Annotated in this window: 15 protein-coding genes; 8 read left to right on the forward strand and 7 right to left on the reverse strand. The window is 44.3% G+C overall.

Features of this window, described 5'->3' with window-relative positions; genetic code table 11:
• Positions 1-30 precede the first annotated feature (30 nt).
• The 3 genes from RID09_RS07660 (at position 31) to gatB (ending at position 5,187) form a co-directional block, all read left to right on the forward strand.
• On the forward strand, positions 31-1,971 hold the full coding sequence (locus tag RID09_RS07660; protein WP_446335352.1) for an ATP-binding protein: 1,941 nt from the start codon (positions 31-33) through the stop codon (positions 1,969-1,971).
• 100 nt (positions 1,972-2,071) lie between these two features.
• A complete protein-coding gene (locus RID09_RS07665) occupies positions 2,072-3,628 on the forward strand; it encodes a collagen-like protein (RefSeq protein ID WP_446335353.1) in 1,557 nt (518 codons plus the stop codon).
• Positions 3,629-3,702: 74 nt separating this feature from the next.
• Entirely contained in the window at positions 3,703-5,187 is a 1,485-nt protein-coding gene (gatB, locus tag RID09_RS07670; RefSeq protein WP_446335354.1) for an Asp-tRNA(Asn)/Glu-tRNA(Gln) amidotransferase subunit GatB, read from the forward strand.
• 38 nt (positions 5,188-5,225) lie between these two features.
• Here gatB and RID09_RS07675 read toward each other — a convergent pair whose 3' ends face one another.
• The 4 genes from RID09_RS07675 to RID09_RS07690 form a co-directional block, all read right to left on the reverse strand.
• The gene (locus RID09_RS07675; RefSeq protein ID WP_446335355.1) at positions 5,226-6,275 is read right to left on the reverse strand and encodes an alpha/beta fold hydrolase; all 1,050 of its coding nucleotides are present in this window, start codon (positions 6,273-6,275) and stop codon (positions 5,226-5,228) included.
• A 305-nt stretch (positions 6,276-6,580) separates the two neighbouring features.
• A complete protein-coding gene (locus tag RID09_RS07680; protein ID WP_446335356.1) occupies positions 6,581-7,918 on the reverse strand; it encodes a nucleoside recognition domain-containing protein in 1,338 nt (445 codons plus the stop codon).
• Positions 7,919-8,098: 180 nt separating this feature from the next.
• A complete protein-coding gene (locus RID09_RS07685; RefSeq protein ID WP_446335357.1) occupies positions 8,099-8,242 on the reverse strand; it encodes a chlorophyll a/b-binding protein in 144 nt (47 codons plus the stop codon).
• Between the two features lie 65 nt (positions 8,243-8,307).
• Positions 8,308-8,451 carry a chlorophyll a/b-binding protein gene (locus tag RID09_RS07690; RefSeq protein ID WP_446335358.1) on the reverse strand — a complete coding sequence of 48 codons (144 nt, stop codon included), beginning with the start codon at positions 8,449-8,451 and terminating at the stop codon, positions 8,308-8,310.
• 468 nt (positions 8,452-8,919) lie between these two features.
• Here RID09_RS07690 and RID09_RS07695 point away from each other — a divergent pair, with 468 nt between their 5' ends.
• The 4 genes from RID09_RS07695 (at position 8,920) to RID09_RS07710 (ending at position 14,323) form a co-directional block, all read left to right on the forward strand.
• Entirely contained in the window at positions 8,920-10,386 is a 1,467-nt protein-coding gene (locus RID09_RS07695) for a pentapeptide repeat-containing protein (protein ID WP_446335359.1), read from the forward strand.
• A 534-nt stretch (positions 10,387-10,920) separates the two neighbouring features.
• On the forward strand, positions 10,921-12,267 hold the full coding sequence (locus RID09_RS07700; RefSeq protein WP_446335360.1) for an MBOAT family O-acyltransferase: 1,347 nt from the start codon (positions 10,921-10,923) through the stop codon (positions 12,265-12,267).
• Positions 12,242-13,132: a hypothetical protein gene (locus RID09_RS07705; protein WP_446335361.1), complete on the forward strand. Its 891-nt coding sequence runs from the start codon at positions 12,242-12,244 to the stop codon at positions 13,130-13,132. The genes RID09_RS07700 and RID09_RS07705 overlap by 26 nt, the downstream gene beginning before the upstream one ends.
• A gap of 9 nt (positions 13,133-13,141) precedes the next feature.
• Positions 13,142-14,323 carry a glycosyltransferase family 87 protein gene (locus RID09_RS07710; RefSeq protein ID WP_446335362.1) on the forward strand — a complete coding sequence of 394 codons (1,182 nt, stop codon included), beginning with the start codon at positions 13,142-13,144 and terminating at the stop codon, positions 14,321-14,323.
• Positions 14,324-14,351: 28 nt separating this feature from the next.
• Here RID09_RS07710 and RID09_RS07715 read toward each other — a convergent pair whose 3' ends face one another.
• The 3 genes from RID09_RS07715 to RID09_RS07725 all read right to left on the reverse strand — a co-directional run bounded on the left by RID09_RS07715 (position 14,352) and on the right by RID09_RS07725 (position 19,435).
• Positions 14,352-15,272, reverse strand: a complete 921-nt coding sequence (locus RID09_RS07715) for a glycosyltransferase (RefSeq protein ID WP_446335363.1) — start codon at positions 15,270-15,272, stop codon at positions 14,352-14,354.
• Between the two features lie 99 nt (positions 15,273-15,371).
• On the reverse strand, positions 15,372-17,648 hold the full coding sequence (locus RID09_RS07720) for a GumC family protein (RefSeq protein WP_446335364.1): 2,277 nt from the start codon (positions 17,646-17,648) through the stop codon (positions 15,372-15,374).
• Positions 17,649-17,950: 302 nt separating this feature from the next.
• Positions 17,951-19,435: an SLBB domain-containing protein gene (locus RID09_RS07725; RefSeq protein ID WP_446335365.1), complete on the reverse strand. Its 1,485-nt coding sequence runs from the start codon at positions 19,433-19,435 to the stop codon at positions 17,951-17,953.
• Positions 19,436-19,705: 270 nt separating this feature from the next.
• Between RID09_RS07725 and RID09_RS07730 the strand changes: the two genes are divergently transcribed.
• Positions 19,706-21,046 (forward strand): O-antigen ligase family protein, encoded by a 1,341-nt coding sequence (locus RID09_RS07730; protein ID WP_446335366.1) that lies wholly within the window; start codon positions 19,706-19,708, stop codon positions 21,044-21,046.
• Positions 21,047-21,072 lie beyond the last annotated feature (26 nt).

Genomic DNA, 21,072 nt, shown 5'->3' on the forward strand with positions numbered 1-21,072 from the left:
GTTCCCTGTCCCCCTTGTCAGTTATTTATCATGAAAAAAATATCCAGAACAATTTCTCAAAGACTAACTAAAATACTCGTGGTTGAAGATGAGATAATTATTGCGACAAACCTGAAAGAACAGTTAGAAACCTTTGGGTATTGTGTTGGCGCGATCGCGACATCGGGAGAGAAGGCGGTGGACATGGCGACAGCACTGTGTCCTGATTTGGTGTTGATGGATATTCACCTCCAGGGAGAGATGGATGGAATTGAAGCGGCACAGCTTATTTGGGAGCGTTTGTCCATTCCAATTATTTATGTTACCGGACATTCTGATCCGAGTACATTGGAACGAGTCAAAGTATCTTGTCCCTTTGGTTATATTTTAAAGCCAATTAAAGAACGGGAATTATTTATTGCCATTGATATTGCCTTACATCGCTATGCTAGAGAGCAACTCCTCACCGCCATTTTGCGAGAAATGGGGGATGGGGTAATTTTTATTGATGATCAATGTCGCATCCGTTTTCTCAACGGAGTGGCGCAGATGTTGACAGGGTGGCAGTTTTCTGAGGCAATAGAACGGGAATTAACGGAGGTTTTTCAAGTCGTTGATGCACAGGAAAGACAATCGGTTAACCTACCGCTCAACTTAGCGATACAAAACAAGTTTACTGCGGCTATCCCCAGTCATAGTGTATTGATTTCTCGGCAAAATATAAGGATTCCCATTGGCGGGAGTGTAACGCCAATTCGCGATAAAACCGATAATCTGATTGGGACAGTATTGGTTTTTCAAGACATCAGCAGCTCGACGCAATTAGAGAAAGCAAAATGCGACCTAGAACAGACGTTAACGGCGTTAAAAACGACCCAATTTCAACTCATTCAATCCGAAAAATTATCCAGCGTAGGGCGCATGGCAACGGCATTAATCCAGGAATTCAATAATCCGATTACCTGGATTTGTGGGAATATTGTCCTCGGTCGGTCTTATTTCCGCGATATGTTAAACCTGCTGCAACTTTATCAGCAAGCTTATCCTGAGCCGACGCTAGACATTCAGCAGTTACGGGAGCAGATTGATTTAGAGTTTATTGCCCAAGATTGGCAAAAAATGTTTAATTCCATTCAGATGGGCGCCGAACGTCTGATGGATGTGACGCTATCTCTGCAAGCGCTGCGGAATTTTTCGACATTGGATGAACTGGATCAAAAGACTGTTGATATTAATGAAACAATTGATTCGACATTATTTTTGATCCAGCATCGGCTTAAGTCCCAAGGAAAAAAGGCAGAGATTCAGGTGATCAAAAACTATAGTCAATTGCCATTTTTGAGGGGTTATGCCAGTCAGTTGCATCAGGTGTTTATCCATCTGTTGAATAATGCCATTGATGCGATAGAATTGAAGGATTTACCAGGTTTGATTAGAATTGATACAAACGTTGTTCATCGTCAAGTTTCATTCCCATCCGTCGGGGAATTCGTAGGGGAATTCGTAGGGGAATTCGTAGGGGAATCCGTAGGGGCGAAGCATTCGCGCCCGGATGTATCGGAGTTTTACCCAAATCCCAACGCGAATGCTTCGCCCAACCCCACATCAAACGATGCAGATGGATCGAATTTCTATCCAAATCCCAACGCGAATGCTTCGCCCAACCCCACATCAAACGATGCAGATGGATCGAATTTCTATCCAAATCCCAACCCCACATCAAACATCAAAAATTCTTCAATCCCCAATCCCCCAACACAAGACGTTGTAATTATTCGCATTACCGATAACGGTTGTGGAATGAATGAAGAGACACAAACCCAACTCTTTGACCCATTTTTCACGACAAAACCTGTGGGGACAGCCGTAGGATTAGGATTATCGGTTAGCTATAAAATTGTGGTTGAGAAACATGGCGGGAAAATCCGGTGTCATTCAGTCGAGGGTGAGGGAACAACCTTTGAAATTGAGTTACCGATTATTAGTTATTAGTCATTCGTCATTGGTTATTTGTCATTTGTTTCATCTAAATTTTCTCCCCTATCTCCCCTATCTTCTTGATGGGGATTGGGCGAAGCATTCGCGTTGAGATGTGAATAGAAAACCGATAGATTTGGGCGCGAATGCGAGAGCCCCTACGAATACCCCATCTCCCCTATCTCCCCCAGTACCTCTGGAACCAATCCCCAAGAACGCCAGTCATCCCTTAATTGGGGAAATTTACCCCAAGGAAGACAGAATTCTATTGGTGTCAATGTATTTCTCTGGAAAGCTATCCTTAATTCTATTAACCCTAACCTTCTCTTTTATCCTACCCCCGACATCAAAATCCCTCTTCTGTCCCTTAGTGGCGTGGAGTAGTCATCCAGAACGGGAATTTGGAGATAATGGTCGAGATGGTACCGATGGACCTGTGGGGAGACGGGGACGAGATGGGGAAAATCGCACGATTTTTACTGATGGTTCTCCGATTAATCTGGATTTGTCGGGAGGAGATGGCGGGGATGGGGATGATGGGAAACGCGGTGAGGATGGAGATTGTTCTCGACAACCCCGAAACGTGGAGTATGACCTGCAAGCGGCGGATGGGGGCGATGGCGGAGATGGTGGGAATGGCGGAGATGGTGGGAATGGTGGGTCATTGACGGTTTATTATACAAATCGAGAGGATTTAAAACAAATCTATATCCGTTCCGTTGGCGGACGAGGTGGACGTTCTGGGCGCGGCGCTTATGGGGGAGATGGGTGTGAGTGTGATGATCAACGTTGGGAGGTGGAAACCTGTACCAAAAAATCAGACAATGGTGAAGTTGATTGTAAAACAGAGAGATTTGAGTGTGAAGACGGAGACGATGGTCGAGAGGGTCGAGAGGGTCAAGGGGGAAAAGAGGGAAGCCTGGGTACACTGACATTAATTAATCGTACTGAAGCGCTACCACAAGATAAACCCACCGTTACAGTTACTCTACCCCAACTGCAAAACGGCGCGATCGCACTCTCTGTGAATCAATGGCAAACTCGTAGTGGTGCAACCACTTTACTCGCACCCAATTCGATTATCGCCAACCAGTATCGGGAGTTTGTCGGACGTTTAGAAGGTTCCTTCGAGTTGGTTTGGAATGCACAACGGGCGATTACCGATTTCTATAATCAACCCCTATCCCTCAGTCTCAAATCCGATCAACGCATTGATGTATCCTTGCCCAAAGAGGTTTGGTTTGATGGCACAATGTCTCAACAGGGGGGTGTAACCCAGTTTGTCGTCACCAATGCGCTACTGGAAAAGGAAGCCACTCAACTGACGCGGGCAGATTTTGCCGGAAATCGTTCCGACTTAACCTTTAGTGTCGTGGATTTAGCTGGAAAGTCCGACTTGCTGGACACCCAATTCTCGTTAAAATATCGCACCGCCAATTCCGGCGATCGCTTCCGTCGATTCTATGATTATAGAACCCGGTATGACGGGATTATTCCGGCGGAACTCGTCACCCGCCATAACAACCGCTATACCCTAGAAATAGGCAAACTCCCGATAGAAGCTGAATACCTGCGTCCTGGAGTCGCGATTGAGATTGAATTAGTCGCCACTCGTTCCTTTGCGGGAAACTCAGCGCACCAGGAAATGAATTGGCGCGGAGAAATTCGATAAAATAAGGCAGTTTATAACGCCGAATTTCTAAACAGTTCCCCAGAGATAAACCCAAAAACAGCAAAGAAACACCTATGACCACCGCAGCACCTGCAAAAACCAAGTACGAAGCCATAATTGGTCTAGAAACCCATTGCCAACTCAACACCGCCACCAAAATATTCTCCTACTCCTCCACAGAATTTGGCAATCCCCCCAACACCAACATCGACCCGATATGCATGGGACTTCCTGGAGTGCTACCTGTCCTCAATAAAAAAGTCCTGGAATCCGCCGTCAAAGCCGGATTAGCCCTCAACTGCCAAATCGCCCCCTATAGTAAATTTGACCGCAAACAATACTTTTATCCCGACCTACCCAAAAACTATCAAATCTCTCAATATGACCTCCCCATCGCCGAACATGGTTGGTTAGAAATCGAACTCATCGATGACGACGGAAACCCCATTGACAAAAAAATCGGCATCACTCGCCTGCACATGGAAGAAGACGCGGGAAAACTCGTCCATGCGGGAAGTGACAGACTCTCCGGTTCCACCTACTCCCTCGTTGATTTCAACCGTGCGGGTATCCCCCTCCTGGAAATTGTCTCAGAACCCGACTTACGTTCTGGCAAAGAAGCCGCAGAATATGCCCAAGAATTGCGCCGGATTATGCGCTATCTGGGTATCAGCGATGGCAACATGCAGGAAGGTTCCCTGCGCTGTGACGTGAATATTTCCGTGCGCCCCGTCGGTCAAAAAGAATTTGGCGTGAAAGTCGAGATCAAAAATATGAACTCCTTTAACGCCATTCAAAAAGCCATTGACTACGAAATAGAACGGCAAATTGAGGCAATTGAAACCGGGGAACCCATTATCCAAGAAACCCGCCTCTGGGAAGAAGGAAGTCAACGCACAATTAGTATGCGAGTCAAAGAAGGCTCTAGCGATTACCGCTACTTCCCCGAACCCGACTTACCCCCAATTGAAGTCTCCAAAGAACAATTAGAACAATGGCGCAGTGAACTCCCCGAACTTCCCGCCCAGAAACGGCATCATTATGAAAGCGAATATGGGCTTTCGGCGTATGATGCTCGTGTATTAACCGAGGATAAACTGGTTGCCGAATATTTTGAAGCCGTTGTAACCGCAAATGCCAATCCCAAACAAACGGCAAACTGGGTAATGGGAGATATTGCGGCTTATCTGAATACCGAGAAACTAGCGATTACAGAAATTGCTCTCAAACCGTTAATTTTGGCAGAACTGATTCAGCTCATTGAAGATGATACAATCAGTGGTAAAATTGCCAAAGAACTTCTCCCGGAACTGCTGTCGAAAGGTGGTTCAGCCAAGGAAATAGCTGAAAGTCGGGGACTGATTCAAATCTCTGATGTCACCCAACTCGAAGCCATCATTGATGAAGTGATTGCCGCTAATCCCAAGGAATTGGAACAGTATCGGAATGGTAAAACCAAGCTGCAAGGTTTCTTTGTCGGACAGGTGATGAAGAATACCAGTGGACGGGCAAATCCTAAATTAACCAACCAACTTTTAGGGAAAAAATTGAAGGGATAAATTGTCGGGTGTATTAGAGAAGCGTAACCCACCATGGCTCAATCGCCAAGATGGTGCGATCGCGAATCAACCTTGAGGAAGTTCGCGATCGCGTGATTGATTTGTTCGCGATCGCCCTTGTCTCGTCCAAACGCCCCAGCATGACCGTAGACTGAGTTTAGCACCATAAGTTGGGCATGAGGAATGAGTGCGGCTTCTGCGGCGACATCGGTGACAGCAAAATAGGCGTCGGTGCGAATGGGTAGAAAGAGAACCTCTGCTTTTATACTCCTCAAAGCCTTTTCTAATGATCCATTCATACCAGGGGTAAAACTAACATCATGAGCCGCCCAAGTCTGAAAGTGACATAATAGATCATTCGCATCTTTTTCATAATAGCGGGTACGCCATTTAGCCAAAAATTCATCCAGAGAATTCGCCTGAGTATCAGGATACCTTTGATACATTTGTGATGAATAAAACTCTGGCGAAAAAGCCCAAGGCGCCCAAGCTTCAGACATACGCGAAAGTCCTAACAACGGAGGTTCTGAATAATTGCCCTCCTGGAACGCCGGATCAGAACGAATACAGGTTATTAAACTATTGAGAAATAAACGAACATGCCAGGTAGCCCGACAACTTCCGGCAATTATAACAGATTTTTGTACCATTTCTGGGTAACTCACCGCCCATTGAATTGCTTGTTGTCCCCCCATACTCGCACCAACAACAGCACGAATCCTTGGAACACCAAGATGCTTTAGAAATGCCAATTGTAAATTCACATTATCCCGAATCGTTACCGCCGGAAAATTAGCACCTTTAAACGGTGGCGGAGTATTACTCGGAGAACTACTGCGCCCATTCCCCAGCAACTCCGTATGAATAATCCAGTCTTTTTTTGGATCTAAAGCCAAATCAGGACCCCGCAGATAAGCAAGATCATAATAACTTTGAGCAAAAGCCGTACAGGTAACAATTGGTGGTTGTGATGACGGTGTACCACTAATTCGATAGGCTAAATTAACCTGAGGTAATACAACACCCGATTCCAGTTGAAAGCTCTCAATTGTAAACGTATTAAATTTAGGAGCTGGAAAAATACCCATTATTCGTCATTCGTCATTTGTTAGGAAACAGGAAATACGCAATTTAACTCTACATCAGCTTACTTTCATATATATTTTTTTACGATAAACTTTTCCATCAAATACACCCAATTCCTCTGCGTACCTCTGCGTTAACCTCTGCGTCCTCTGCGTTTAAAAAATAGGTATCAATCATACATTTGTAGGGGCGGGTTTTACGGTTATCTGTTGCGAGAGATAAAGATGTAAATAAACCCGCCCTACCCCAAGTTCACCCAATCTTATAACTTAAAGTAACCTGGGTATCCAAATAACCAATGACAAATTCATCTCCAAAATAGAGCCGAAAAAACACAAGCCATAATTAACCCCGTCGCATCTGCCAATAACGCTGCCACAAGTGCATAACGGATACGAGTAATGCCAACGGCGCCAAAATAAACAGCCAAAACATAAAACGTTGTTTCTGTACTACCCATCATTGTCGAAGCTAAAAACGCACTATAGGAATCCGGCGCTTGTTCCACTATATAACTCAAGATGCCCAATGCTCCGCCTCCAGAAAGGGGACGGATTAACGCCATCGGTAATACGTCAGCAGGCATACCAATTAAGTCGGTTATCGGTTCTAATTGAGTTGAGAGTGCTTCCATCGCCCCCGACGCCTGAAACATACCAATTGCCACTAAAATAGCGACTAAAAACGGGATAATCCGAATTGCAATCTCAAACCCTTGTATCGCTCCCTCTGTCACCGCTTCATAAACTTTCACCCCTCGTCCGACACCATAGGCGATAATCAATAAGATTAATGTGGGAATTAGCCAATAGGAAAGAAAATCTTGGTCGAAGAAACCACCTAAACTTTGGCTGGTAATCACCCCATAAACCATAGAAAAGAGAAATCCAGCCATAAAACCCCAAGCGATAATTTTAGAAACGAGACCGGCTGGATACAACAAATGGGAAAAATCAGGTTCTTCAACGGGCTTAACTTCATCCTCTATTTGCAATACCGTTTCTTGTCCTGACTCATCGGCTATACTCGGCTCAGATACTTGACTCCTTTTGCGTAAAAACAACGCCACTAAAACCCCGACAAGGGTAGAACAAGTCGTAGACAACAACGTAGGTAGCCAAATTGCGGCGGGATCACTACTATTGGCTGCGGCTCGTACACCAATTACACCCAAGGGAAATAGGGCAACACTTGATGTATTAATTGCCAGAAACAGACACATCGCATCAGTTGCCGTTCCTGGAAACGGATTCAATTTATTTAACTCCACCATTGCCTTGATGCCAAATGGAGTCGCCGCATTCCCCAAACCCAGCATATTGGCAGAAATATTCAGAATCATCGCCCCCATTGCTGGATGGGTGGGAGGTACATCGGGAAAAAGTCTCACCATCAAGGGTTTGAGCACAGTTGCCAGATTGTACATCAGTCCACCCGCTTCCAGAACCCGCACTAATCCTAACCAAAGTGCCATGATACCAATCAAGCCAATGGCTAACTCGACGGCGGTTTTGGCGGATTCAAAACTGGCGTCAGTAATGGCTTCCATCCTGTCGGTATACCCGGCAAATAGGATAGCGACAGCAATAAAGCCGACAAAGACAACGTTGATAGCGCTGGGTTTCCTCGATAGTTGGGAGGACATACTGAATAACTCTAAACAGACAGACTCTTAGGATAACGGGAAAGGACTGAAGGCAAAAGCCCTCAGTCCTATAATCGTTCTGTACACGAATAATCAGTTCTAGATGTCTTGGCTACCAACGATTGAGTCGAGCCGTAGGGATACGAAGCGTCTTCTAGGAAGGAGTCAGGTATCGCTGCATTACATTAAACCGATTTGTTGCAGAATGCCTTGCCCTGTGAGGTATTCGGTTGCGATACCGATGACGAAACCCAGCATCGCCAAGCGACCATTCCAGGTTTCAGCAAATGAGGTAAAGCCAAACTTTGTTTGTTGTTCTTGCATAACTATTCCCTCTAAATACCCTTTGGTGTACGTTTTCGCCTTGTCCAATTACCCGTCTTTTGCCATTACATTAAGCCGATTTGTTGCAGAATGCCTTGACCTGTGAGTAATTCGGTCGCGATACCGATGACGAAACCCAGCATCGCCAAGCGACCATTCCAGGTTTCAGCAATTGAGGTAAAGCCAAACTTCGTTTGTTGTTCTTGCATGAGTGGTGTCTCCTGTATCTGTCTCTGTAATAAAATTTAACGTACTTTTTCTAAAACCGCAACATTTCTTTAGATTCATTAGCCACACAATCTGATATGAGGATGATTGATTTTGCTTATGCAGAGACGTGCCATGGCACGTCTAGGATCAGGGGAAAACTCTCCTTTTCCCCTTAACCTGGAAATATCCCATAGCTACATGACGCGCGATCGCTCCCATGAAACCCTTTCCTAGGCGGCTACTCCTGCTGCTGGTTCCCCTATAGCAATGGACAAGAACAAGTCACCGGGACGGGTGAAAAAATTGCCGACCTCCCAGGCGGTGGTTAAAATCAATAAGACTCTAATGACTCAGCACTTAATCAGCCCTGAACTAAAGTACTCCGTCAGAAGCCGCTCCGCGTCTACGGGCGAAAAGCTCGCGTCCCCTTAAAACGGGTTCAAACAATGAGCCACGCACAAGTGATCATGAAAATCCCTCTGATTCCCCCTCTCACAACTGAAAACGTCGGTTGGGATGGGTTTAGTTACATCGGCGTCGGAAAAAACACGATAAGAGTTAAACCCGCCCCTACATGCTTGAAAACGCTTGTCTTGGGGATTTCCCTGGTCATCACTCAAGGGTTCACCAACACCACCCATGGGGCTAACCCCCAACACTTGGAACAGCTAAAGACAACCAATGCTTGTCCTCAGTGTGACTTAACCGATGCTGATTTAACCAATGCCAATCTTCAACAGGCAGATTTAAGCAGTGCTAATTTAAAGGGGGCAATTCTAGAGGGGGCTAACTTAAAGGAAGCCAATCTCCGCAATGCTGAATTGAATGGTGCTAAATTGGCTGGGGCAAATTTAGCGAGGACGAATTTGAGGGAGGCGAAACTGGCGTTAAGAGAACGGGATGCTAATAACCCCTTACCCTCTCAGGTCGAACCCGATAATCTCTACAATACTCTATCCTGGCTGGGCTATTTTCCGGCATTTATTGCCAATTGGTATGAAGCCGTGGTCACCGATTTGCGCGATGCTAACCTGCAGGGGGCTGACTTGTATCGGGCTAACCTGAATGGGGCGCTACTCACTCGTGTTAATCTCCAAGAAGCTCAACTCGACTACGCTAGCTTAGTCAGCACGCACTTACAGGAAGCTACACTCACCAACGCGAACTTAGTCAGTGCAGATCTACGCAATGCTAATTTAACCGACGCCCAACTAGAGGTAGCCGATATTCGCTCAGCGGATTTGAGGGGCGCTAACCTGAATCATGCCAATCTGGATACAGTGAATGGGGATAGCGCTAACTTAAGCGGTGCTAATTTAAGTCAAGCTTATATCAGTAACGCTGATTTTAATGGCGCGGTTTTAGTGAGGACAACACTGCAAGGAGCGGTTCTGAATGGGAGCAATTTTCAGAAGGCTGATTTGAGTCAGGCGAACTTGCAAGAGACGCTATTGAAAGGGACTGGACTCAATCGTGCTAATTTGACAGGGGTGAATCTGGAGGGGGCAGACTTGAGCAATGCTAAACTCGCGATCGCAAACCTAACTAATGCCCAACTGACGGGGGCGATTCTCCATTCAGCTTACCTACACAGTGCGACGCTGACAAATGCCAATTTAAGTGGTGTGGATTTGCAGCAGGCGCAACTGCGAGAGGCGAATTTAAGTAATGTTACATTGGTTGGCGCCACCTTAGAAGATGCCAGCCTGATTCGTTCCACGTTAACTGGGGCTAATTTAACCTATACAAATTTAACCCGATGTGATTTACGCGGGGCTAACTTAACTGGGGCAGATTTGAGTTATGCTAACCTGACGCAAGCCGATTTTGCCCAAGCCGCTTTGATGGGTGTAACCTTACAGGGAGCGAACCTCAGCGACGCCAACTTCAAAGGCGCGATCGGATTTAATCGCTATGCTGTACCTGAGCAATAATCAATCAGTATTCAGTATATATATAGCGGCGTGGCACACCTCATTTGATGAATTCATCCCACGCCCGGAAACAGTAGGGGAGCAAAGCTTTGCGCCCGATCCAATGGTAATATCTCATCATTTTAGCGATACCACGCCAGTAGTATTTAGGGCGTAAGTCCTACTTAGTTGACTTACTCTCTGAGAATATCAAGATACCGGATATGTTATTTTGTTAAGAAAGTATTTGCATCAGCTAGAGGGACTTTTAGAATATTAATGCGGATAGGAGTGGACTATATGCCAGCAATATACTTGCCCCATCCATAATAACTTTAAAAAAATGTTATGCTCCTGAGCCGCTCGCATTTACATCTGGTATACTCTTGCTCAAATCGTGTCTAGTGGGCTACCAAACTTATGCTATTTAATAGCTTTGCTTTCTTAGTCTTCTTTTTAATAACCTTCTCAGTCTACTACTTGCCCGCCTGCAAGACTATACAAATTCCTATCTTACTTGTAGCGAGTTTGATATTTTACAGTTGGGATAATCCAATGCTGGTTATCTTGCTAATTATATCAATGCTGCTGAATGGGTTCACCAGTTTCCGAGTTGCCCATGCGCCTGACAAACAAGGTGAATTCTTTTGGGCGTTTACAGGCGTTACGACTAACTTAGCGATATTGGGCTTGTTTAAGTATGGTTCTTTAGTAACGCATCTATTCGTTGATAACTTAACTACGGTTAATCCAGAAGAAGGGGTTGTTGCTTTACTGTTACATTTGCCGCTACCGATTGGGATTTCATTTTATACATTTCAAGGAATTAGTTTAGTTGTTGATGTTTTTCGCAATCGGGACAAAGACAACTCGTATGTAGGAGATAGTTTAGTTCGTCATCTTATCAATACTTCATTCTTTATTGCCTTATTTCCCCAAATTATTGCAGGTCCTATTGTCAAAGCAAATACCTTTTTTCCTCAGATAGAAACGAAGTATTTAAAATACATTAAGTGGGATATTGTTTTCCGTTCCTTGACCGTTGGTTATTTTCTGAAAATGGTCGTAGCGGATAACTTAAAAGATTATACGTATTGGATTGCTTGCCCATACTGCCAAGGACAAGCCACTTCGACTAATCTAGTTTTGCTCTTCGGCTACTCGATGCAAATATTTGCCGACTTTGCCGGATACTCTATCATTGCCATTGGTTTAGGAGCGGCGTTGGGATATCGTTTTCCAGAGAATTTTAACTTCCCTTATATTTCGCGATCGATTGCCGAATTTTGGCGACGTTGGCATATTTCCTTATCAAGTTGGTTACGAGATTATTTATATTTCCCGTTAGGCGGGAATCGCAAGGGTAACATTAGGACATATATTAACTTGATGATTGTTATGACTTTAGGAGGACTTTGGCATGGTGCGGCTTGGAGTTATGCGGTTTGGGGGATGTTTCATGGGTTCGGCTTAGCCCTAGAACGATTTTTGGGTGTAGCTAACAAGAAAGCAGAAGAACAAGTGAAGCAATTACCACTCTGGCAACAGTTTATCTTAGATTCCATTCGAGTGATAGCTGTATTTTGGTTTGTCTCTCTAGGCTGGCTTTTGTTTAAGCTACCTCAGTTTGGAGAAGCGCTACAATTTATGGGAGCGCTGATTAAAAATGTGGGTAAACCTCCCGATTTGAGGTTTGTGGCTCCTATTTTAATTTTTTCATTACCCGTTGTTATGTACCATTTCCCTCATTTTCCCACATTTGAACATCTAACCAACCGTTATCTTGATCCCTCAAAAAATAAAGTTGTAAAAGGGCTTCAAAACATAGCCCTAGCGACAATGTTATTTTTTATACTATTAAATAGTGGTAGCTCTAATGAATTCATCTACTTCCAATTCTAGTTGGCGCTTTATGGTGCGTCCGCTATTAATCTTGATTTTCTTACTGAGCTTATATCATACATTAACGGTTGGTAAAGTGTTACCTTCTAGTGAGGGTATCAGTATCGAGGAAACAAACTATGTCAAAGTTGAAAAATACGTCTATCACGATAGCAAAATTGATGTGTTATTAGTGGGAAGTTCGCGTACCGCTAAACTTGATCCTCAATATATTAGTGATGACGCGGCGAATCTAGGAATGCGGGGATTGTCTTCAGCAACGGGTTTAGAGTTAGTGAAAAAGACCAAATTAAAGCCATCCCGTGTTTTAGTAGAAATTAATGAGACAATTGGTCGGCAAGATGAAGACCTAATCAAGTCGTTATTTAGTCCCTTCAAGTACTATATTCGTCAGTATCTTCCTATGTTTAGGACTGAGTATAGACCTGTGAGTGTTTTTATCCAAGCTGTGCGAAATTTTTTGGAAGAGAAAGATATTATTAGTCTAGAGGAAATAGACCAACAGCGCATTAATCTAGAATTTAGAGAAACCATCGTCAAAGAAGCGATTCAGGACAATAATCGACCATTATCAGAAGAAGACAAAGCAACTCTAAGGCGAGATGCAGAGTCTATTAAATCTCAAATTGAAGCTATTGAAACAAGTGGTGTGCGGGTTGTTTTGTACAATGTACCTGGAGATCCACGGATTGATAAGACAATGAAGCAACGTCAAGAGCAAGAATTTCTACGAACCTTATTTCCGCCCAAGAAATTTGAGTGGTTACCTGAGCCACCCGCGAGAGAGTGGAACACTTCAGATGGTACTCATTTAATCAGTAATGATGCTAAGGTGTTTACTGAATTTATTAGAGATAAAATATAATTGTTAAAATTGACGGTATTGATTTTTCGTCTGTCCCAAAATTTGTGGGTGCGGTGTGCCTGTTTACTGGGTGCTTGTGTACTGTTGGTTATCGTTAGCATCATTGGCTTTAACCAACACTTTGACACAAAATACCTGTATGTGGCTGGGTTGTCTTGGTGGGAAGGGTCAAATGCTTATGATCCGAATGTAGCTAGCCGACTAGGGGCAAACCAGAGTTTAGGGAGTTTTTTCTATCCTCCCCAGATTGCGCCCCTGTGTCTTCTTCTCGGCGCATTTCCTTGGACACAGGCAAAAGTAGTAATGACCCTTGTCAATGGGATTAGCGCTGGGGTATTAGCTTATTTCTCTGTATTATTGGTTAAACAGCCTCAGGTAAAACAGCTAAGGGTTCCGGGTTCTGGTGCAGTGTGGTTTATTCCAGCCATTGTTCTGGCTAATCCCTTTACCCTAAATGTGATTGTTTTGGGACAAACAACCTTAATTGTTGCCGCAGCGCTGGTTGGGGGTTGGTATTATGCTTATCGCGATAAGTGGGTTTTAAGTGGTATTCTGATTGCCATTTCTACAATTAAACCGCAGTTAAGCCTCCTGGTTATCCTGTGGTTCCTTTTAGAACGGCGCTGGCGAATTTTGGCAGTAGCCGCTGTTACTACCTTGATTTTTTGCCTAGTTCCCATGGCGATTAGTGGTCCAATTGAGGTGTTTTTTGATTGGTTCGCTACTTTGGGTAAACATAAAACGATATTTGCCAATGTTTTAGGCACTGGGGGGGTTTTCAGTCTCCAAGATTTATTTTATGCGGCTGGGATTAAAGTGCCACCGTTATTGCCGTTGGGAATTGTCTTGACGGGTTTATTATGGTGGTATCGTTCTAGAGTGATTATCGATGATATGATTGGACTATTGATGGCAATTGCTTTACTGTTTGGTTTGGCACATCATTATGATTTAGTCGTATTAGCACCTATGGTGGCGGCATCCTGGCGCTATATGCATAATCGCCCAATAGCAACTTGGATTGCCCTAGGATTGCTATTCATTATGCTTTTTCCACGAAATCTGGTCATGAGTTTTATCCACAGCAATCTATTGTTGCAATATCGTATTGTTGTGGTACTAGGGAGTACAATCTGGTTTTTGGTGATGAGCTTGAAGCGTAAATCAGAAATTCAGAAAGTGCAACTATGAATTTCTGGAAATATTAGTAATTTCCAATTTACACTCTGAATTGCTCTACGTCAAAGTTGGTTAAATCATTTTGATGAACAAAACGAGACGAAATACCGGGTGCAGCAAAATATTTTCCCATAAGTTTTTCTGGCTCTTTTTTACCACCTCCCTCTGCCTCAATAAGTTGAGCAACGTAGCGACATAGATCGAGCCTAGCAGCGTTGACCTGCTTGAGTACCTGCTCGCGGATTTTATGCGGATCGGGTGGTGATTTTTGCCAACGTTGTACGGCTTGAGCAACAGCATCAGGTTCTGGTGGAACAATGATTGAATTCTTCTCATTGAAAAACTCATCACGTCCGCCTTTGTTTGGTGTACTGACGACGGGAATGCCACAAAGCAGATATTCCATAGAAGCTAACATCGCTCCTTCCTGCGCCGAAAGGCACAAACCCACATAAGCTTGATTCATTTTTTTAGCTAATTCTGGGCGGGGAATAAATTCCTTATTATACTCAGCATGGGCTAATTCTGGACAGAAGGTGGGCAAATCACCGCCGTAAGATACTACCATCAGGCGTTTTATATCTTTTGCCAGCCAATGCCGTTTGAAGGGGGCAAGCTGGGCGATGTAAATAGCATCATAATGTTTTGGTTCATCAAGTGGTTTATAGATATACTCGTTAACATAAAGATTATGATTAAAATGCGCTCCCTGCATCAACCAACGTTTCCGCCATAGATCTTCCTCTGGGGTATTGACGATAAAATGATGTTTCCTACCTTTTAGCGAATGCAGGATTTGATTGGTTTTGTGCTTGACCATCGGTTTCCATCGAGCCGCAAAGCCAGCACACCCTTGCAAAATATGTTTCGGTCTGAACCCTTCAGGTAAACTGGGAAAATGACCGATATATGACACGATTAAGGGTTCGGTGCTAAGGATGTAAAAGCCATTATGTAACACAATAACTATGGAGAATGACGACAGAAGTGGCTAATGCGTAAATCAATCGATCGATAATTCTCAAATTCTATCACTATCGGGTTGATAGTCTGTCTGGCACTAATATCGAACCGTCTGTCGGCGATAGGACGCTGTTTCCTCTGCTTTAACACCATTGGCAACAGTTCCTAAAACAGAAGCGCCAGCAATCTTTAACCCATCGAATGCCTTTGTGAGCAGAGAACGGTCTGTCTTCTCTATGGCTACAACCAGTAACGTCCCATCTGCCTGAGCTGCTAGCAGGTTACCATCTCCTAACCCAAGCAACGGTGGTGTATCATATATTACCAAGTCAAACTGGGTAGAAAATTGATCCATGAGAGACTGCATCTTATCAGACGAGAGCAGCTTGATTGGGTCAGCCAAGGTCTGACCAGCGGTTAAGACAAAGAGGTTGTCATCTAAGGGAGATTTCTGGATTGCCTGATTAATCGTTACGTTTGTGCTAATGATATCACTAAGCCCCTGGGTATTGGGCAAGTCCAACCGATTGTGAAGCTGCGGAACTCGTAAATCTGTGTCTATAAGTAAGACGCGCTGACCAATTGCCGCTGCAGTTTTGGCTAAGTAGACAGCAACCGTCGTTTTCCCGTCACCTGGTATGGCTGAACTAATCGCTAACGAGTGAATTGGCTTTTTCGCATTCAGCAAGCGGATATTCGTGTAGAGTGAACGAAACGCTTCCATGAAGGGAGAAGCGGTGTAGGGATTCCGTTGGCTGCGATGATTCCCCCCCAACAGAGGACGGTTTTTCCCATTTGCTCCATCAGCAAGTTGGGTTAACGCTGCGAGTTGATTCCGTTGCTGAGGCAGCTTCTTGAGTGTCTTGGCAATCGGAATCGCGCCTAATACAGGTAGTTTGGTTGCGCCTTTGATTTCATCAGGGGTGTGGAAAACCGTATGGAGAACTTCAACCAGAAAACCCACCCCAATTCCCAGCAGCGAACTTAAAATCATGGCAATCATCACCTGTCGCTTGGTTTGCTTGGCTTCAGCCGGAATGAGCATACCATTTTCATGACGCGGAATCTTGGGTTCCTCAATGAGCTGCCAAGGAACTTCCTGTTGGGCATTGTCTAATCTCAAGGCTTCGCGTTTTCTTAAGAATTCCTTGAGGTTATCGGTGGCAACCTCTAACTTCCGTTGTAAGTCATTGTATTGACGAGCTGCATTGGGCAAGGCTTGAATTTGCTGTTTAACTTGATTTTCGGCTTGAATAATCTGTTGATATTGTTCCTCTATTCCCTTTAGTTTCCCTTCCACATCTTGCAGAATGGCTTGGGCTTTTTCTCGGGATAAACGAGTCAATTGTTGCTCCTGTTCACGCAGGATTTCCATGGGTAGACTATCCTCCAGATAGAGGGAGGAATCTAATGCCATCTGGGTTTCTATATCTTGAAGCTGTCCAGTGATTGTATTGTAGGCTAATCCTTCACGCGCCAGCAGTGGCGTTCCATTGGTTTCTTGAAAGAGGTTTTGCAGGGTTTGATAGAGAGTCCGGGTTTCCGCTAATCTGGCTTCAGTGGCTAATCGGTCTTGTTTGATGGATAGAGCGTGCTGCGTCAGTAAGCCACTGGCTTCTTCTGGATCGATAACATTGTGTTGTTGCCGTAGGGTTTGGATTTTCGCTTGCAGCGTGTCAACTTGCTGGGATAGCTGAGGAAGCTGTTCTTCCAGAAATTGAATGCCTTGGCGTAAGCTGGTTTGACGTTCATCCAGACTATATTTCAGATAGGCTTGGGCAACCTTTTCCAGAACAAACTGAATTTCTTTGGGGTCAGTATCCCGATAGGTCACCTGTAAAATTTTCGTACCTTGTTCTTTGCCGTCTTTCTCATAACTCACGCGGTTAATGCCGAGTTTACCTAGGAGTTTGTTATAGTCAAGGTCAGGATATTGCTGTTGAATCTGTTCGGCAATGGGTTCAATCAGTTGAGTACTGCGTAAGACCCGAATTTGAGTTTCGTAGTCTAACGCTGATTCATCGACTTTGATGCGTTGAATATCTGTGCCTGAATCTGTTCCAGCCATGATGTATTGCTCCGCCAATCGACCTTGAGCAGATACGGGTTCAACCAGTAAGCGAAAGTAGCCTTCATATGTAGGTCGGACGCTCTTGGCTTTCCAGACAATGAACCCCCCAGTTAGCGCGGTTAAGCCGATCGCCACACCTGCCATAACCAGTAAGCGGCGACGTATAACGGCAAACAGCCAGTTTAAGTCTATGGGTTGTTCTTCACTCTCCTCAGGTACAGTGGTAGAGGTCTGCGGCAACACCTGAAGGGGTTTGCCATTAGACCGAGATGATAAAGGCGGGAAATTGGGTTCGGTATCCATCTAGAGTACCTCTAGCGTCTGGGGTTGATTGGCTAGAAAACAGCATCAACACCGTTGAGTGGAGTAGGACAGAATCCTATATATTACATTCTATGCATTTATTCCGCTAGCCAGAGGGTAAAGGGGAACAACAGGGAGATGGATGAGTTGTTAGGGAATGCAAAACGGGAGGATGTCAGGGTTGCACAAAATGTTCAAGCTGATGATGGCGTTGGGTTACTCTTTTGAGAAGGCTTCGCCTACGTCCCTCAACCCAATCTACAAAAAAGATCGTGAATGCCATTTTTCTGTAGATGTTTTAACTACTCCAGAATTCCCAAGAGTTGAAAGATTCTCAAAACTCCTACCACGGGATTAATTGGTGCTAGTGCTGTTCCTAGGGTGTCTGTAACTCTAGCTAAACCAGAGCGATTAACCACGACGATATCGTTATTCCGAAGAATGGGATTGCCTTGCTCATTGATGTTTTGGGCAAAGTCAATCGGGATGGTGCGTTTGGCAACTGTGCCATCGGGGTTGAGGCGAATCAGTTCCACCGACTGCTTCCGAGCGCGACTTTGCTCGAATCCCCCAGCCGCTAACAATGCTTGGTTAAGGGGGGTATTGGGGGGAACTTCTACTGTGCCTGGTTCAGTGACTTCGCCAACCACACTGACGCGAATCGTATCCGGTGAAAAATTAGCCGTCGCTAATTCCGTGGCTTCGGCAGGATTAACATCAGCAGCAGTGGGGACAACAATCGTATCGCCATCTTGGACAACGGTGTCTTGAGTAAAATCTCCTTGTTGGAGAAATTGCCACAAATTTACCGGAATCATGTATTCTGCACCCGTTTTGCTGACCCGGCGTAGCTGGATTTGGCGAATATTCGCTAGGGGCTTAATCCCCCCAGCTAGTTGGAGGGCGCGACTCAACGTGGGAAAGCCACTCCGGTTTAGGGCATTTGTTGTATTTCCACCTACAACCACATAAGTTCCCGGACGATTGACTTCACCTACAACCGTTACAGTGCGTGGTTGTTCCGGTTTAGGCGCAAAGCTACTGGTCGCAATTTGACTGGCTTCGGTAAGATTAATTGCGGTTAAGGGTGGCACAAAGATGGTGTCGCCGTCGCGTAAGGTGAGGTCTTGACGTTCAGTTCCAGTCTGGACAAGTTGCCACAAATTAACTGTTTTGACAGATTCTAAGCGGTTTCCTGAACTGGAACGGATTTGGACTTGGCGTATATCGGCTGCTAGGGTGATTCCTCCCGCTTGTTCAAGTGCTTGGGGTAGGGTGGGATATTTTAATCCAGGTTGAACACCGACACCGCTTTGGAGATTGAGTAAGTAAGAACCCGGACGAGTAACTTCCCCAGCAATCACGACACTTAAGGGGCGAGGCGTTACCAGGGTTACGGTGACAATGGGGCGCTTGAGGACACGAGCGTAGCGGTTGGATAGAGTGCGGTTGGCTTCGGTCAGGGTTACGCCTTGCAGAGATACAGCACCAATTAAGGGTAGGACAAGTGTTCCATCCGGGGGGAGCTGGTACTCTTGACTTAAGTCGGGCAGTTTAAATATCTCAATACGGATGCGATCGCCACCGCCTAGGGTGTAATCTGATAGTGTTGGTGTGGGGCTAGTTGGGGGGCTGACGGGCAGGTTTTCTGGGAAAACAGGTAATTGAGCTTGGCTCAACCCCGGGCAAGTCATAACCATGAAAGCCAAAAGGGTCAGACCTGCAATTGTCGGCGTTTTTTGTTGGTTAAGATGGGTAGAAGACATTTCCACTGATTCCACTGCCATTGTCGGAGGAGTAAGGATATCAATTTCATTGTATACACAGGATATCAGTTTGAATGTTTTTGAGTTTGTTTTGCTGAAGCTGTTCGGCATTTAAAGTTTAATATCAATAAATGAAATGGTGAAATCTTTGTCGTGCGAGCATCTTGCTCGCTACTTTTATCCAATTCAAATGCCTGACAGCTTATCAGCTATTTCAGGAAAGCTTTTATAGACATAAAAACACTTAAATACACTTAAAATTATTCGTTCAATATTCTCGGTCAAACTATAATGAAAGAACTCATTTTAAGTCCTATATTCCTGCCTATCATCCTAGCTATTGGTACAGTCTATTTAGCTATTGTATTTTGTTTTACGAGTCGCAACAAGAAACTTGTGGCTTTTTTGGAAAAAGCTTTTGTCATTCTTTTTTTCTTCACGCTTTACAGTCCTACACTATATGGCTTTAATTTATACTTACATCCTAATGCACTAGCTCACAGCGCCAAAACCCTACCTTCGGCGGCTGTTCAGCTAGGTCTTTATGCCTCTGTTCTATTTGTTTTAGTCCCACGGCTGCGTTTTACACTCAAAGATTCTTTAAAGGTTGGAGTTGTCATTATCAAAAAGAACCCGTCCTTGTGTCTTTTCCTGTTAATCTTAAGTCTATCGGCTTTTTGGTCAATAACTCCTATGGACACTTTTAAAGGCAGTCTAGTTCTTCTCTGCACTACAACGGTTACGGTTTATATTGCCAAACAATACTCTTTAAAATATTTTTATCATCTTTTTCGTTGGATTGGTGCAGGAATAGCCTTAATTTCTTTAGTAAAACGGGGTTATCATGGTAAGGGTTGGCCCGGTATTTTAGGTCATCCTAACCAACTCGGAGCGGCTATGGCTTTAGTTGCAACCTTATGGATTTGGCATGCAATTAATAATCCGAAACAACGCTGGCTATCAATAGGCATAATTTGCGTGTCATTTTTGCTCTTACAAAAGACTAATTCTGCTGGCTCTAAAGTACAAGTTGTTGTTTTGTTAAGCCTTATAATATATCTTCAATTCATTAAAAAACTAAGTTCTGAATGGGCATTTTTTGGTGTCCTAGTTTTCTTGATCGTTGTTACTATAGCAGCTATTCTAATTACAGAAAATCTGGAGACAATTGTGGTTGATGTTCTGAACAAGGATATGACGTTTACGGGACGTATACCAATTTGGCAAATGGTCTGGGAGCAAGGGATAAAATCGCGCCCTTGGCTAGGCTACGGATATGAGGGCTTTTGGAAACCCGATCTAGGAGTAGATGATCCTTCTGCTAAGATAATAATAGCGTCTACCGGATACAAAGCTGATCATGCTCACAATGGTTTTGTCGACTTAACTGTAGCTTTAGGTTTAGTTGGATGTGGACTGTTTCTTGTATCATTCTTGACAACTCTGGCTCGTGCTGTCTTATATGTGACTCAAACCCAAGACTATGAATCAGTATTACCAATCTTGCTGTTAACATTCATGGTTATAGTGAATATTTCAATTAGCCGTCTTTTAGAAACTGACTACATTTGGTGTTATTATATTGTTTCAGTGGTTCGGTTAAGTCTAGATACTGAGAAATTTAACTTTTGATTACTCTTTACTCCAAAAAATTGAAG

This window comes from Coleofasciculus sp. G1-WW12-02 (genome assembly GCF_040219735.1).
Taxonomy (GTDB): domain Bacteria; phylum Cyanobacteriota; class Cyanobacteriia; order Cyanobacteriales; family Coleofasciculaceae; genus Coleofasciculus.